This window comes from Streptomyces sp. NPDC029292 (assembly GCF_055569295.1).
Genome location: NZ_JBVHXR010000008.1, coordinates 97329 through 112756, shown reverse-complemented (window position 1 = coordinate 112756; position 15428 = coordinate 97329). Strand labels below are relative to the sequence as shown.

The following is a 15428-nucleotide window of genomic DNA, read 5'->3' as shown; positions in this document are numbered from 1 at the left end:
CATGTCGACCACCACGACGCGCGGCGCCACGCGCCCCGCCCCGGCCAAGGTCTCCAAGACCCGGCCGCGGCGGGGGCTGCGGGGCAGCAGCACGTTCAACTTCTGGCTCTTCACGAGCCCCTTCCTCATCGGCCTGCTGGTCTTCGTCTACATCCCGATCGGGTGGAGCCTCTGGCTGAGTTTCTTCGAGGCGCGCTTCACGGTCACGCCGAGCAAGTTCGTCGGCTTCGACAACTACCGGCAGATGCTGGAGAACAGCAACTTCACCGGCGCCCTCGTCACCTTCACCGTCTTCGCCGCCTTCATCGTGCCCCTGACCTGGGCGTTCTCGCTGGGCCTCGCGCTGATGGTGAACCGGCTGCGGTTCATGCGGGCGTTCTTCCGGTCGGTGTTCTTCCTGCCGACCGCGTGCAGCTATGTCGCCGCCTCGCTGATCTGGAAGATGTCGATCTTCAGCGGGGTCCGCTTCGGCCTGATGAACACGGTCCTCGGCTGGTTCGGGATCGAGAACATCGCCTGGCTCGCCAACCCCGACCCGCCCTGGTACTGGCTGGTCATCGTCTCCGCCCGACTGTGGCTGCAGGCGGGCTTCTACATGATCCTGTTCCTTGCCGCCCTGCAGAACATCCCGCCGGAGCTGTACGAGGCCGCCGCCATCGACGGTGCCAAGCCGGGCTGGCAGACCTTCCGCCACATCACGCTGCCGCAGCTCCGGGCCACGTCAACCGCCGTGATCCTGCTGCTCCTTGTAGCCGCCTACCAGGCCTTCGACGAGTTCTACAACCTGCTGTCGAAGACCACGTGGGGCCGCCCGCCGCTCGTCGAGCTGTACTACACGGCGCTCGGCCAGGCCCAGGACTACGGCGCGGGCAGCGCGGGCGCGGTCATCCTGACCCTGCTGATCTGCATCGTGACTCTGCTCCAGGGCAAGTTCATGGGATTCGGACAGGGGGAACAGTCCAAGTGACCGCGATCACCGACACGCACAAGACCGATGCCGTCCCCCCGAAGAAGCGCGAACGCAGGCGCGACCGGCGCGGGGTCATCGGCTCCACCGGCCTCTACGTCGCCACCGGCGTCGCCACGCTGCTCTTCCTCGTCCCCTTCTATCTGCTCATCCGCAACTCGCTCTCCACCGACGCCGAAATCACCGGCGAGAACTGGAAGTTCTTCCCCACCGACCTCCAGTGGGGCAACATCAGCGAGCTGTTCAACGACACGACGGTCCCCTTCGCCCGGTCCCTGTGGAACTCGGCGGTCGTCGGCGTCCTGCACACGCTCGGCACCCTGCTGGTCTGCTCGCTCGCCGGCTACGCCCTCGCCCGTATCCCGTACAAGCACGCGAACAAGATCTTCTACGGGGTCCTGGTGACCCTGATGGTCCCCTCAGCCGTCACCTTCGTGCCGAGCTTCGTCCTCGTCTCGTCGTTGGGCTGGGTGGACAGTCTTCGCGGTCTCATCATCCCGGGGCTCTTCAGCGGTTTCACCTGCTTCCTCTTCCGGCAGTACTTCTTGGGGTTCCCCAAGGAGCTGGAGGAGGCGGCGCGCGTGGACGGGCTCGGCTACTGGGGCGCGTACTGGCGCATCGTCGTGCCCAACTCGCTGAACTTCTTCGCCGCGATCGCGACCATCACCTTCATCAGCGGCTGGAACGCCTTCCTGTGGCCGCTGGTCATCGGCCAGGACCCGCAGGCCTGGACGGTCCAGGTCGCGCTCTCGTCGTACATGACCAACCAGACCGTCAACTTCCATCTGATCTTCATGGCCACCGCCATTTCCATCCTGCCCCTGGTGTTCGTGTTCCTCTTCCTCCAGCGCTGGCTGGTCCAGGGAATCGCGCAGACCGGCATCAAGGGCTGAGCTAGGAGACCGATGTCTTTCCGCACGACTACCGCCACTGACTATGTCGAGGACGTCTCGCCAGGCAGCGGCGCGCTGCCGCCGCGTGCCTGGTACGCGTCCTCGGATGCCACATCCTTGTCACTGAACGGCAGTTGGCGCTTCCGTCTCTCCCCCACCGCCGACGGCCAGGACGACTCCTTCGCCGAGGAGGGGTACGACGCCGGGGACTGGGCGGAGGTGTCCGTTCCCGGCCACTGGGTGCTCCAGGGACACGGCTCACCGATCTACACCAACCACCTCTACCCTTTCCCGGTCGACCCGCCGCGTGTGCCGACCGAGAACCCGACCGGTGACCATCTGCGGTTCTTCGACCTGCCGGACGACTGGCCCGCCTTGTCGGAGGGCGGCTCGGTCCTCCGCTTCGACGGTGTCGAGTCCTGCGCCCGCCTCTGGCTGAACGGCACGGACATCGGCGAGTTCAAGGGCTCCCGGCTGCCGCACGAGTTCGCGGTCGGGCATCTGCTGAGGCCGAGCGGCAACGTCCTCGCGGTCCGGGTCCACCAGTGGTCGGCGGGCTCGTACCTGGAGGACCAGGACCAGTGGTGGCTGCCGGGGATCTTCCGGGACGTCACCCTGCTGCACCGTCCGGCGGGCGGCGTCCTCGACTTCTTCGTGCACGCGTCGTACGACCATGTCGCCGAAGAGGGCACTTTGCGGGTCGACTCCGACGTCGACGGCCGGGTCACCGTGCCCGAGCTGGGCATCGACGTCGCGACCGGAGAGTCCGTGAGGGTGCCGGTCGCCGCGTGGACGGCCGAGACGCCCCGCCTGTACGACGGGGTGCTGACGACGGAGGGCGAGCGCGTCCCCCTCCGGATCGGTTTCCGCACGGTCGTGCTCGAAGACGGCCTGATCAAGGTCAACGGCAGGGCGATCCTCTTCAAGGGCGTCAACCGGCACGAGTGGCATCCGGAGCAGGGCCGCGCCCTCGACCTGGAGACCATGCGCGCGGACGTGCTGCTCATGAAGCGGCACAACATCAACGCCGTCCGCACCTCGCACTACCCGCCCCACCCCGCCTTCCTCGACCTGTGCGACGAGTACGGCCTGTGGGTCATCGACGAATGCGACCTGGAGACCCACGGCTTCGTCGAACAGGCCTGGCGCGACAACCCTGTTGACGACGACCGCTGGACCCCGGCGCTGCTCGACCGCACCGCCCGCATGGTCGAGCGCGACAAGAACCACCCGTCCGTCGTCGTCTGGTCCCTCGGCAACGAGGCCGGCACCGGGCGCGGGCTCACCGCCATGGCCGAGTGGATCCGCGGCCGGGACGGCTCCCGGCTCATCCACTACGAGGGCGACATCGACTGCCGTGACACGGACATGTACTCGCGGATGTACGCCGACCACGCCGAGGTCGAGCGGATCGGCCGGGGCCTGGACGGCGGCGGGCTGAAGCGGCGCGAACTCCCCTTCATCCTCTGCGAGTACGGGCACGCCATGGGCAACGGCCCCGGCGGCATCGCCGACTACCAGCACCTCTTCGAGTCGTACGACCGCATCCAGGGCGGCTTCATCTGGGAGTGGATCGACCACGGCATCAAGGACGAGCGGTACGGGTTCGCGTACGGCGGCGACTTCGGCGAGGAGCTGCACGACGGGAACTTCGTCTGTGACGGGCTGGTCTTCCCGGACCGCACGCCGTCGCCGGGGCTCGTCGAGTACAAGAAGGTGATCGAACCCGTTCGCATCGAGGGCGACGGTACGGACGGGACCGTGCGCGTCACCAACGCGTACGACTTCGCGGATCTCTCGTCGCTCGCCTTCGAGTGGTCGTACCAGGTCGACGGCGAGACCGTCGAGTCCGGCGTGCTGTCGGTGCCCGCGCTCGCGCCGGGCGAGTCGGCCGATGTGAAGCTGCCGACGCCGCCCGCGGACGGCCGGGGGGCCGAGACGCAATGGACGGTACGGGCCGTGCTGGCCGCCGAGACGGCGTGGGGCCCGCGCGGCCATCAGGTCGCCTGGGCTCAACTGCCGGTTGCTGAACGGACATTGGCACGTGTCACGCAGTCCGAAGGTCCGGTGCTCGGCGAGCGGATCGTCACCCTCGGCCCCGCCGCGTTCGACGCCCGCACCGGCGCGCTGAAGACGATCGGCGGGGTCGACGTCACCGGTCTTCGGCTGGACGTGTGGCGTGCTCCGACCGACAACGACAACGGCGCGCACTGGCAGCCGGACGCCCGCTACGGCCTGCTCTGGCGCAAGCTGGGCCTGCACCGGATGCGACACCGCCCGGACGCGGTGGAGCTGGGCGACGACGCCCTGACCGTACGGACCCGGGTGGCGCCCGCGGCCTGGGAGGTGGGCCTGCGCACGGTGTACCGGTGGACGTCCGACGGGACGCGGCTGCGGCTGACCGTGTCCGTGGCACCCGAGGGCGACTGGACGCTGCCGTTGCCGCGGCTCGGGATCCGCCTGGGGCTTTCGGGATCGGCGGACCGCGTGAAGTGGTTCGGCGGAGGTCCCGGCGAGGGGTACCCGGACACCAAGACGGCCTCCATGGTGGGGCGTTGGGAGTCGTCGGTGGACGAGCTGCAGACGCCGTACGTGCGTCCGCAGGAGAACGGTGCGCGGGCCGATGTCCGCTGGGCGGAAATCGGTGGCCTGCGCGTCGAGGGTGATCCATCCTTCTGGTTCACGGCCCGACGGTGGACGACGGAGCAACTCGACGCCGCCGCCCATCTGACCGACCTGGAGCCCGGCGACACCGTCTGGATCAACCTCGACCACGGCCAGCAGGGCATCGGATCGCAGTCGTGCGGCCCCGGCGCCCTGCCGCAGTACCAACTGCGGGCCGCCCCCGCAGAGTTCTCGTTCGTCTTCTCGGAGATCCATGGCTGACACCCTCACCCGCACTGCGGCCGGCCGACTCTTCAGTCGTCCGGCCGCGGTCGCGTCATGCGTCGCGTTCGTCCTCATCGGCATGCTTCAGGCCCTCTACGGTCCCGCCGTTCCGGGTCTGCGCGAGGAGTTCGGGCTGTCTCCGTCCGGAGCCGGGCTCGGCCTGAGCCTGCACTTCACCGGCGGAGTCGCGGGCGTCCTGGCCTTCAACGCGATCCATTCCCGGATCAGCAACAGGGCACTGCTGGCGGCGAGTTACGCGCTGATGGCGGCGGGCGGCGCGGGCTTCGCCTTCGCGCCGAACTGGCCGCTCGCCCTCGCCGCCGCCTTCCTCGGCGGCCTCGGCTTCGGCGGTATCGACTACGGGCTCAACCAGCTCTTCGCGGTGGGCTTCGGCGACCGTTCGACGGCGATGCTGAACGTGCTGAACGCCCACTTCGGCATCGGCGCGGTGCTCGGTCCGGCGCTCATCGCCTGGGTCGGCCCCGACGACTACGCGTACGCCTTCGGTGCGTGTGCCGTGCTGGCGACGGCGCTGATCCTGTGCACGGGCGGCGTCCGCAGCGAGGCGCCGGAGACCGCGCCCGACGAGCAGCCGTCCCCCTCCGGGGGCCTTCTCTCCCGGGTGCTGGTCGGCTTCCTCGCGCTCTACATCCTGAACGTCGCCGTCGAGGCGGGCGTCGGCGGCTGGGAGCCCACGCATCTGGAGACCGTCGGCTACGGCGCCACGGTCGCCGCCTCCGCCACCTCCGTGTACTGGCTGATGATGACGGCGGGCCGTTTCCTCGTCGTCCCGATCACGCTGCGATACGCGCCCGAGCGCATCCTCGCGGTCTGCGCGGCCGGGATGACGGCATGTCTGCTGCTGGCGCTGATACCCGGGGCGGCGCCGGTGGCGTACGCCGGTGTGGGCCTCTTCATCGCACCGGTGTTCCCGACCGGTCTGCCCTGGCTGAACCAGGCCCTGCCGGGGGCCAAGCGGGCAGGCGCCTGGGTGATCGCCGCGTCGATGATCGGCGGGGTGGCGGCCCCGCCACTGCTGGGCGTGGGAATCGAGGCATCCGGGATTCACGCGGTGCCGTGGCTGTTGACCGTGTTGTCAGGCGCATCGCTGGTGGCGACGGTCTGGCTGATGCGGCTCACGAGGGGACGTACGGGATGAGCGCTGTGAACAGGGTCAACAGCACAAGTGGCGTGAACGGCTTAGGCGGTGCAAGTGGTGTGAACGGCTTACACGGAGTCAGTGGTGTGAACGGCAGCATCCAAGTCCGCGGTCTGTCCCGCACCTTTCACACCACCGTCCGCCGCCCCGGGTTCACCGGCGCCCTGAAGTCCCTCGTCAGTCCCGAGCGGGTCGCGAAGGAGGCCGTCTCCGACGTCACCTTCGACGTGGCCCCCGGCGAACTGCTCGCCCTGCTCGGGCCGAACGGCGCGGGCAAGTCCACCACCATCAAGATGCTCACCGGCATCCTGACCCCCACGGCCGGCGAGGCGCGCGTCGCGGGTGTGGTCCCGTACGAGGAGCGCGAGCGCAACGCGCGCAACATCGGCGCGGTGTTCGGACAGCGCACCCAGCTGTGGTGGGACCTGCCGGTGCGCGAGTCGTTCAGCATCCTCCGCGACATCTACGGGGTGCCGGAGCGGGAACACCGCTCCCGGTTGGGTGAGTTCGACGACCTGCTCGACCTCTCCTCCTTCTGGGACACCCGGGTGCGGCATCTCTCGCTCGGCCAGCGGGTGCGCTGCGACCTGGCCGCCGCACTGCTCCACGATCCGCCGGTGGTGTTCCTCGACGAACCGACCATCGGCATGGATGTGGTGGTCAAGGAGCAGGTGCGCGGCTTCCTCAAGCACCAGGTGGAGGAACGCGGCCGGACGGTGCTGCTCACCACGCACGACATGACGGAGGTCGGGCGGCTCGCCGAGCGCGTCGTCCTGATCAACCACGGGCGGCTCGTCCTCGACGGCACGCTCGACGAGATCCGCCGCAAGTTCGGCTCGACCTGGCAGGTGCGGGCCACGCTGGCGGATCCGCACGCCCGCGTCGAGCCGCTGCCCGGGATCGCGCTGCTGCGGCGCGAGGGCCCGCAGGTGGTGTTCGGGCCGGACGGGGAAACCGCCCCGACAGTCCACCAGGCGCTGAAGCAGGTCATCGAGCGGTACGAGGTGACCGATGTCGCCCTGGACGAGGCCGACTTGGAGGACGTGATGCGAGCGGCGTACGTCCAGGCGGGGGAATCATGAGCGTGGCCTCACGCTCCACCCGGCGCGCCACGCCGTCCACCCCGCACGCCACACCGTCCGCCCTGCGCGGCTGGCGGGTCGCCCGGGTCACCCCGCTCGGCGAGCTGCACACCCCGCCCCGGATGACCGCCGCGCTGCTCCGGCTCACCGTGCAGGTGGTGCTGGTGACATCGCTGTGGCGCGGCCTGTACGCGGCGACCGGAACCACCGCCGGGATGAGCCGCGACCAGGCCGTCACGTATGCCGTACTCGCCGTACTGGCCACCCGGATACGGGAGTTGGACCAGCACTCGGGCCGCGACACCGTCCAGCAGCACATGCACTTCGGCACCATCGTGTACTGGTATCTGCGCCCGCTGCCCCCGCAGCGCTACTACGCGCTGCGGGCGCTCGGCGAGCAACTCTACGGATTCATCTGGGCGTTGGCCGGATTCGTGATCTGTCTGGCCGCCGGGGTCGTGGAACCCCCGAAGTCCGCCGCCGTGGCGGGGGTGTTCGCACTGAGCGTGCTGCTCGGCCAGTGGGTTCTCTATTACGTCATGCTCGTCATCGACCAGCTCTGCTTCTGGACGCTCCACAACGACGTCGCGATCATGATCCTGATCTTCGCGCAGAACCTGCTGTCGGGGGTGTACGCGCCGCTGTGGTTCTTCCCCGACTGGTTCATCACGCTCAGCCGCTTCCTGCCGTTCCAGGCGACGCTCAGTGTGCCGTTGTCGCTGTACGTGGGCCGGATACCGGTGTCCGACGCGGGCCCGCAGCTCGCCCTCCAGGCCGCCTGGGTGGTGGCGCTCGCCCTGTTCACCCGACTGCTGTGGCGGCGCGCTGCCCGGCGAGTGATCTCCCAGGGAGGCTGACCATGTCCTCGCAGTCTTCGCAGTCTTCGCATCCCTTGCAGGCCTGGCGGGTGGCGTGGCGCATCACTCGTCTCAACTTCCGCGCGCAGCTGGAGTATCGCGCCGAGTTTCTGCTGATGATCGCGATCGGCGCGGTCTGGCAGGTGTCGGTGATCGTGTTCGCGACGGTGCTGCTCACCCGGTTCACCGGGATGGGCGGCTGGGCGAGCGAGGACGTCCTGCTGATCGCGGCGACGCGGCTGGTGGCGCACGGCCTCTTCGTACTCTTCCTGGGGCGGGTGCACGGACTCGGCCACCGCATCCAGGAGGGAGTGATCGACACCTATCTCGTCCGGCCGATGCCGGTCTACCGCCAGCTCCAGCTCTCCTACTTCCCCACCAACGCGATCGGCGACCTGACGGTGGCGGCGGGCCTGATGGCGGGCGCGCTGAGCCACAGCCACCTGGACTGGAACGCCGCCCGGATCTCGTACCTCGTCGTCTGTGTGCTCGGCGGGATGCTCCTGGAGGCCGCCCTGTTCACGGCGGTGGCCTGCGCCTCGCTGCGCTTCCCGGCCGCCGACTACTGGGGCCGCTGGCTGGAGGAACTCCTCGGCACGTTCGGCAGCTATCCGCTCAATGTGCTGCCGAGGGCGGTGGGCGGTTTCCTGACGTTCGGCCTTCCGCTCGCGTTCGTGGCCTACTTCCCAGCCGCCGTCCTGACCGGCCACGGCCACGACACCGGCGTCCCGTACTGGTTGGCCGCGGCATCCCCCCTGCTGGGCGTGGTCGCGTATCTGGCCGCACGACTGCTGTGGCGCTGGAGCCTGCGGCACTACACCGGCGTGAACGGATGAGCACTGCGGCGAGCCGGGGCGCGGCGCTGCCGGCGGGGCGGGTACCGGTCAAGGAGTGAGGAGCGTCGTACGGCGACGGGGCCCGGACCGATGACCGGTCCGGGCCCCGCTCGCTGATGCCGCTGATGCCGCTGATGCCGTCGATGTTCCCTAGGGACAGCTGATCCGCGTGTCCCCCGCATCCGTTGTGCACGTGTCCGTGCCCAGGCCTCCGTTGGCCGTGTCGTTGCCGGAGACGTTGTCGACGGTGTTGAGGTTGTCGTTGCCGTAGTTGCCGATCAGGTTGTCGTTGCCGGGGCCGCCGTTCAGGGTGTCGTTGCTGTAGCTGCCGTCGAGGCGGTCGTTGCCGTAGCCGCCGTACACGGTGTCGTCGCCGAAGCTGGCGTTGACGGTGTCGTCGCCGCCGAGGGCACAGACCACGTCGTTGCCGTAGCCGCCGTTGAGGGTGTCGTTGCCGCTGGTGCCGATGATCGTGCAGCCGCGGGAGTTGTTGACCGTGGTGGTCGCGGTGGAGGTGTTGTTGCCGGTGGCCGGGTCGGTCTGGGTGGCGGTGACCGCGGCCCGGTTCGAGAGGGTGCCGGTGGCCCGCGGCTCGGCGACGACCGTCACCGTGGTGCGGGCGCCGGGGGCGAGGGTGCCCAGGGAGCAAGTGGCGCTGGTGGCGGTGGTGGTGCAGGTGCCCTGGCCGGGCGTCGCCGAGATGACCGAAGCGGCCGGGCCGCTGAGCGTGTCGGAGAGGGCGACGCCGGTGGCGGAGGTGGTGGTGCTGTTGTTGGTGACGGTCACGGTGTAGGTGGCGCGGTCGCTGATGGCGACCGTGGTGGTACCGGTCTTGGTGACCGCGAGATCCGCGCTCGGGGGTGGGGGCGGGCTGCCGGCGCCGCCGAGGTAGCGGGCCAGTGCGCGGTTTTCGTCGCTGCCGCCGAACGCGACGATCTTGCCGTCGGGCTGCAGGGCGACGGCGTTCGCCACGTCTTGGTCGCCGAAGTCGGTGGTCGTACGGCCGCCCGTGCCGAAGCCGGTGTCCAGGCTGCCGTTGACGTTGTACCGGGCCAGGGCGAAGTTGCCCGCACTGACGCCCGCGGCGACGATCCGGCCGTCGGACTGGAGCGCCACGTCGTTCGCCTGGCCGCCGGCGCCACCGAAGTCGGTGGTCGTACGGCCGCCGGTGCCGAAGCCGGTGTCGAGGCTGCCGTTGGTGTTGTAGCGGGCCAGCGCGAAGCCGCTGCCGGTGTATCCGGCCGCGACGATCCGACCGTCGGACTGTACGGCGACGCTGTTCGCCACGTCGTAGTCGCCGAAGTCGGTGATCACGTGGCCGCCGGTACCGAAGGTGGTGTCCCGGCTGCCGTCGGTGTTGTACCGGGCCACCGCGAAGTCGAAGCGGGTGCTTCCCGTGTAGCCCGCGACGACGATCCGGCCGTCCGGCTGGAGCGCCATGTCGTGCCCGAGCGCGCCGGTGAAGCGGTCCCCGAAGTCGTCGACGACTTGGCCGGCGACGCCGAAGCCCAGGTCGGGACTGCCGTCGGGGAGATAGCGCACCACCGCGAACCGGCCACCGGACTGGCCCGCCGCGACGATCCGCCCGTCGGGCTGCACGGCGATCGATGCGCCGTCCGAGGCACCGCCGAATTCCTGGACGCGGATCCAGCCGTTGTCGCCGAACGCGGTGTCCAGGGTGCCGTTCGCGTTGTAGCGGGCCAGCGTGAACCAGCAGCAGCCCTCGTCCGGGACCTCGGAGGTGCCGACCACGACGATCTTTCCGTCGGACTGGAGCGCGACACCCCCGGCCACATCCGACCCGCCCGCGTAGTCGGTGACCACCTCCCCGCCGCTGCCGAACGAGGTGTCGAGGCTGCCGTCGGCGTTGTGCCGCATGACGGAGAAGTCGTAAGTGGTCGCCCCGGCCTGGGCATTGGTGCCCACGGTGACGATCTTGCCGTCGGGCTGGAGGACGGCGTCCGAGCCGCCCTCCGAGCCACGGTCGACGGTGACCTTGCCGCCGCTGCCGAAGGACGGGTCGAGATCGCCGGGCGCGGCGAGCGCGTGGCCGGGCAGCGCGACGACGACCGCCAGCGCCACGGCCAGGGTCGTCGCGACCTGCCGCCAGCGTGAGCGGCACGTAGGGCGAGAAGTGAGGGTGGACATGCGCCCAGCATCCGGACACACATGCGAGACACCCCGACGCCGGGCCACGCGCTGGGCTCACTGGACGCCGCAGATCCACCCGCCGGAGTGACGACGGCGTGCCGCCCCGGCCGACCGGGAGGGGGCCGTATCCGAAGGCAACCTTCTTTCCCGCGGCGGCAACACAACGGGGAAGCACCGCACCCGCACACCCCCGTCCCCTTCCGCAAGGACCAGAGGAGTAGCCGTGCAGCAATTACCCGTACGTCATCGTCGCCGGCATCTGCGACCCCTTCCCCTCGTAGCCGCAGGCACGCTCATCGCCGCGGCGGCCGTCGCGTTGCCACAGCTCACGCCCGACGCCAGTGCCGCCACCACGCTGCGCGGGTACGCGGACGGCCGCGGCGTGAAGATCGGCGCGGCCGTCGGCGACACTCCGTTGACCTCCGACTCGGCGTACACGGCCGTGCTGGACCGGGAGTTCAACTCGGTGACCGCGGAGAACGCGATGAAGTGGGACGCCGTCGAGCCCAGTCGGGGTTCGTACAACTGGGCCGCGGCCGACCGGCTCGTCGCGCATGCCGTGGCGCACAATCAGGGTGTACGAGGGCACACGCTGGCCTGGTACAGCCAGCTGCCGTCCTGGCTGAAGAACGGGAACTTCTCCGCCTCCGAGCTGAACACCATCCTCAAGGGTCATATCGACACGACCGTCGGGCGGTACAAGGGCAAGGTGTACGCCTGGGACGTCGTCAACGAGGCGTTCAACGAGGACGGTTCGATGCGCAGTTCGCTGTGGCAGGACAAGCTCGGGACCGGGTACATCGCGAACGCCCTGCGGTGGGCGCATGCCGCCGACCCCGCCGCCAAGCTGTACATCAACGACTACAACATCGAGGCGGACAACGCGAAGAGCGACGCCCTGTACACGCTCGCCAAGCAATTCCTCGCCGACGGCGTGCCGTTGAACGGCATCGGGTTCCAGTCGCACTTCGTGGTCGGGCAGGTGCCGTCCACCATGAAGGCCAATCTCAAGCGCTTCTCCGACCTCGGCCTCGAAGTCTCGGTCACCGAACTCGACATCCGCATCCCGCTGCCCGCCTCCTCCGCCGAACTCGCCCAGCAGTCCGCCGACTACAAGACGGGCAGCGAGAACTGCCTGGGCGTCGCGCGCTGCGCGGGCGTCACGGTGTGGGGCGTCAGCGACAAGTACTCGTGGATCCCGGGGACTTTCAGCGGGTACGGCGCCGCCCTGCCGTACGACGAGAGCTACGCGGCGAAGCCCGCCTACACCGGGCTGTCGAACGGGCTCAATCCGGCGGCGTAGAAGGGCTCTTCAGCACCCCCGGCTGTCCTCGTCCGCCGTGCCGGAGGTCGCGCGCCGACTGGCCGTAGACTCGCGCCGCCGTCGCTTCCGTAGCGTGGTCGGTGGGGGGAGCAACGTCGGCTGGAACCGTCACGACAGTTCCAGCCGACTGCCCGCCTCACCGGCCGCGCACGCGGACCTCCGCCCAGACGACCTTGTACGGCGCGCCCGGCCGGGGCTCCACACCCCACCGCTCCGCGACCGCCGCGACGAGCAGCAGCCCGCGCCCGCCCTCGTCGGCCGGCTCCTGAAGCGCGGGCAGCCGGTCCGTCCGCCCGTCGGCCACCTTCACGCGTACGACGCCCTCGCGCAGCACCAGTCGTACGCGAGTTGCAGCTGATGCCCCTTCGGCAGACGAAGCACGCAGGCCTCGACGGCCCGGTGCAGCTGCTGGAGTCCCCGGAGAACGAGTGGTTCGCGTACTCGGAGGGGCAGCAGACCGGCGTTCCGGTCTCCGACCGGAAGGAGATCAGCTTGATCCAGCAGCGGTATGCCAAGATGCGCTCACAGGCTCTCACGCCCGAAGACTCAGTGAGCCTGCTCCGGGAGATGCGAGGAGCGCTATGAGCACCACCACAACCGAACTCGCCTGGTTCAAGAGCAGTTACAGCGGCTCACAAGGCGACGACTGTGTCGAAGCCGCCCTCTCCTGGCGCAAGTCCAGCTACAGCAGCGGCAGCCAGGGCGACTGCGTCGAAGTAGCCACCTGCCCCACCACCATCCACATCCGCGACTCCAAGAACACCCGCGGCCCCCACCTCCCCCTCTCCCCCACCACCTGGGCGGACTTCCTGGAGTTCGCCACCCGTGGGTGACGAGATACGGTTCGGGGTCGACTAGGCTATTACCTAGACAGTCTAGGTATGTGTCACAGAGGTGGTCCCCATGGCTCGCGCAGGGCTCACGACCGACCGTGTCGTGGCAGCCGCGGCCGATCTCGCGGACGAGGTCGGGTTCGAGAACGTCACCGTGACGGCACTGGCGCGGCAGTTCGGGGTGAAGGACGCGAGTCTGTACTCGCACGTCAAGAACGTGCAGGAGCTGCGGTCACGGATCGCGCTGCTCGCGGCCGGCGAGATGATCGACCGGATCGCCACCGCCGTGGCCGGTCGGGCGGGCAAGGACGCGCTCGTCGCCTTCGCGGGCGCCTACCGGGAGTACGCGCTGGAGCGGCCCGGACGGTACCGCGCCACTCACATGCAGCTCGACCCCGCCGTCGCCGCCGAGTCCACCGCGGGCCGGCGCACCGCCGAGGTCACGTACGGAATGCTTCGCGCGTACGGGCTGTCCGAGCCCGATCTCACCGACGCCGTACGGCTGTTGCGCAGCACCTTCCATGGTTACTGCTCCCTCGAAGCCATCGGCGGATTCGGCGCGCCCCGTGACGTACAGACGTCCTGGGAGCGGGCGTTGGGCGCCCTGCACGTGGCACTGGAGCACTGGCCGCAGACGAAGGACGGCGACGAATGAGTGACCGGTACTACGACGTGCGCGGCAACGGGCCCGTCCTGCTGATCACCCCGGCGGTCACTCAGCTGACCCCAGCGGACTCGTCACCGGATTGCTCAGGTGCTGATAGATCACCGAGCTGCGGAAGTTGACGATCTCGCGGCGCTTGCTGAAGCGGTCCAGGAGGAAGGCGTGCAGGTGGTCGACGTCCGGTACGGCGACGTGGACGAGGAAGTCCTCGCTGCCTGCGACGACGAACACCGATAGGACCTCGGGCAGTTGGGCGGCGTAGCTCTTGAAGCCCTCGATGACTTCGCGGCTCAACGGCCTTACCTGCACGGAGAGTAGGGCCTGCACGGGTCGGTTGAGGGCGCGCAGGTCGACGGCCGCGTGATAGCCGGTGATCACTCCGCGGTTGCGCAGCGCCCGCACGCGTTCGAGGCAGGTGGACGGCGCGATGCCGAGCTTGCCGGCCAGCTCCCGGTTGGTCTGCCGCGCATCGCGCTGGAGGTGCTCCACGATCGCCGAATCAAGTTCGTCCATGGGAGTCATTCTGCCGTCCGTACCGAATTGAATTCGGCGGATCCGCGGTGCGGTGCCCTCTCTGCCTACGTTCACCGCGAGCTGCCGAACAGTGAGCGAGGAGGCGCGGTGACGAACGTACGAACAGGGCTGGGGCTGCGTACCGGCACAGCCCTGTGCATGGGAGCCGTCCTGGGGCCCGGGGTGCTGGCCCTGCCCTCCTCTGCCGCCGCCGCGGCCGGGCCCGCGTCGATCCTGGCCTGGACGGGGCTGATCGCACTGAGCCTGCCGGTCGCCCTGGTGTTCGCGGCGCTCGGCGCCCGGCACCCTGACGGAGGCGGCGTCTCGGCGTTCGTCCGCCGGGCTTTCGGGGCGCGGGCCGCCGCGCCCGTCGGCTGGTGGTTCTACTGGGCCGTCCCGCTCGGCGTGCCCGCAGCGGCGCTGATCGGCGGCGAGTACGTAGCCGCGGCGGCCGGGTGGGGCAGCGGGGCCGCACCGGTAGTGGCCGCGCTGGTGCTGGCCGCCGCGGTGGGCGCGAACCTGATGGGGCTGCGGGTGTCCGGGCATGTCCAGTTGCTCATGGCGGGGCTGCTCGCCCTGCTCCTGTGCGTGACCGTCGCGGTGAGCTCGGCGCACCTCCGGGCAGCGCACTTCGCGCCCTTCCTCCCGCACGGCTGGTCCTCGGTCGGCAGCGCGGCGAGCGTGCTGTTCTTCGCCTTCGCGGGGTGGGAGGCGATCAGCCATCTGTCCGGCGAGTTCGCGGCGCCGGAACGTGATCTGCCCCGCGTGACCCTGCTGGCCTGGGCCGTCGTCTCCTGCCTCTACCTCGGCCTCGCGGTCGTCACCATCGGCGTCCTGGGCACCCGGGCCGGGACGACGTCGACGCCGCTCACCCTCGTCCTGGAGCGCGGCATCGGCTCGTACGCCCGTGGAGTGGCCGCGGGTGCGGCGGTGCTGCTGACCTTCGGCGCCGTCAACGCGTATCTGGCGGGCGGCGCCCGGCTGGGTGCGGCACTTGCCGAGGGCCCGCGGACGGTGACTGTACGGCGGAGTCTGCTGCGACTCGCCGGGGCCTGTGCGGCCGTGCTGCTCGCCGCCGCACCGGGCGTGATCGGCCTGGAAGTGCTGCTCCGGGCGACGTCGGCCTGCCTCGCCGCCGTCACGCTGGCCGGAATGCTCGCCGCGGTCGTGCTCCTCCCGCGGCGGAGTCTGCTGCGCCGGAGCGCGTACGCGGGGAGCGCGCTGGTCACCGTCGTCCTGGTTTTCTGCGGGGTGTATCTG

Annotated in this window: 13 protein-coding genes and 2 pseudogenes; 12 read left to right on the top strand and 3 right to left on the bottom strand. The window is 69.8% G+C overall.

Annotation, left to right across the window (positions count from 1 at the left end; genetic code table 11):
* Nucleotide 1 precedes the first annotated feature (1 nt).
* The 7 genes from ACZ4WS_RS19285 to ACZ4WS_RS19255 all read left to right on the top strand — a co-directional run bounded on the left by ACZ4WS_RS19285 (nt 2) and on the right by ACZ4WS_RS19255 (nt 8683).
* A complete protein-coding gene (locus ACZ4WS_RS19285) occupies nt 2-967 on the top strand; it encodes a carbohydrate ABC transporter permease (RefSeq protein WP_467981869.1) in 966 nt (321 codons plus the stop codon).
* A 77-nt stretch (nt 968-1044) separates the two neighbouring features.
* A complete protein-coding gene (locus tag ACZ4WS_RS19280; RefSeq protein WP_467982242.1) occupies nt 1045-1860 on the top strand; it encodes a carbohydrate ABC transporter permease in 816 nt (271 codons plus the stop codon).
* A gap of 12 nt (nt 1861-1872) precedes the next feature.
* The gene (locus ACZ4WS_RS19275; RefSeq protein ID WP_467981868.1) at nt 1873-4746 is read left to right on the top strand and encodes a glycoside hydrolase family 2 TIM barrel-domain containing protein; all 2874 of its coding nucleotides are present in this window, start codon (nt 1873-1875) and stop codon (nt 4744-4746) included.
* Entirely contained in the window at nt 4739-5908 is a 1170-nt protein-coding gene (locus ACZ4WS_RS19270; protein WP_467981866.1) for an MFS transporter, read from the top strand. Before ACZ4WS_RS19275 ends, ACZ4WS_RS19270 begins: the two co-directional genes overlap by 8 nt.
* An 86-nt stretch (nt 5909-5994) precedes the next feature.
* Nucleotides 5995-6990: an ABC transporter ATP-binding protein gene (locus tag ACZ4WS_RS19265; RefSeq protein WP_467981864.1), complete on the top strand. Its 996-nt coding sequence runs from the start codon at nt 5995-5997 to the stop codon at nt 6988-6990.
* Complete coding sequence (locus ACZ4WS_RS19260; protein ID WP_467981863.1) at nt 6987-7847, top strand: ABC transporter permease; 861 nt, start codon at nt 6987-6989, stop codon at nt 7845-7847. Before ACZ4WS_RS19265 ends, ACZ4WS_RS19260 begins: the two co-directional genes overlap by 4 nt.
* 2 nt (nt 7848-7849) lie before the next feature.
* A complete protein-coding gene (locus tag ACZ4WS_RS19255; protein WP_467981861.1) occupies nt 7850-8683 on the top strand; it encodes an ABC transporter permease in 834 nt (277 codons plus the stop codon).
* Between the two features lie 150 nt (nt 8684-8833).
* Here the strand turns inward: ACZ4WS_RS19255 and ACZ4WS_RS19250 are convergent, their stop codons facing one another.
* Nucleotides 8834-10831 carry a calcium-binding protein gene (locus tag ACZ4WS_RS19250; RefSeq protein WP_467981859.1) on the bottom strand — a complete coding sequence of 666 codons (1998 nt, stop codon included), beginning with the start codon at nt 10829-10831 and terminating at the stop codon, nt 8834-8836.
* 226 nt (nt 10832-11057) lie between these two features.
* Here ACZ4WS_RS19250 and ACZ4WS_RS19245 point away from each other — a divergent pair, with 226 nt between their 5' ends.
* A complete protein-coding gene (locus tag ACZ4WS_RS19245; protein WP_467981858.1) occupies nt 11058-12137 on the top strand; it encodes a glycoside hydrolase family 10 protein in 1080 nt (359 codons plus the stop codon).
* Between the two features lie 157 nt (nt 12138-12294).
* Here the strand turns inward: ACZ4WS_RS19245 and ACZ4WS_RS19240 are convergent, their stop codons facing one another.
* Nucleotides 12295-12492, bottom strand: a complete 198-nt coding sequence (locus ACZ4WS_RS19240; protein ID WP_467981856.1) for an ATP-binding protein — start codon at nt 12490-12492, stop codon at nt 12295-12297.
* An 11-nt stretch (nt 12493-12503) separates the two neighbouring features.
* Here ACZ4WS_RS19240 and ACZ4WS_RS19235 point away from each other — a divergent pair.
* The 3 genes and pseudogenes from ACZ4WS_RS19235 to ACZ4WS_RS19225 form a co-directional block, all read left to right on the top strand.
* A pseudogene (locus tag ACZ4WS_RS19235) lies at nt 12504-12743 on the top strand (Scr1 family TA system antitoxin-like transcriptional regulator); the annotation flags it as partial.
* On the top strand, nt 12740-12991 hold the full coding sequence (locus tag ACZ4WS_RS19230; protein ID WP_467981854.1) for a DUF397 domain-containing protein: 252 nt from the start codon (nt 12740-12742) through the stop codon (nt 12989-12991). The pseudogene ACZ4WS_RS19235 and the gene ACZ4WS_RS19230, both read left to right, overlap by 4 nt.
* A gap of 70 nt (nt 12992-13061) precedes the next feature.
* On the top strand, nt 13062-13646 hold the full coding sequence (locus tag ACZ4WS_RS19225; RefSeq protein WP_467981852.1) for a TetR/AcrR family transcriptional regulator: 585 nt from the start codon (nt 13062-13064) through the stop codon (nt 13644-13646).
* Nucleotides 13647-13703: 57 nt separating this feature from the next.
* On the opposite strand, the gene ACZ4WS_RS19220 is transcribed toward ACZ4WS_RS19225, so the two are convergent.
* Nucleotides 13704-14168, bottom strand: coding sequence for an Lrp/AsnC family transcriptional regulator (locus ACZ4WS_RS19220; protein ID WP_467981851.1), 465 nt, complete (start codon nt 14166-14168; stop codon nt 13704-13706).
* Here ACZ4WS_RS19220 and ACZ4WS_RS19215 point away from each other — a divergent pair.
* Nucleotides 14136-15425 (top strand): annotated as a pseudogene (locus tag ACZ4WS_RS19215) (APC family permease); the annotation flags it as partial. The gene ACZ4WS_RS19220 and the pseudogene ACZ4WS_RS19215 overlap by 33 nt on opposite strands.
* Nucleotides 15426-15428 lie beyond the last annotated feature (3 nt).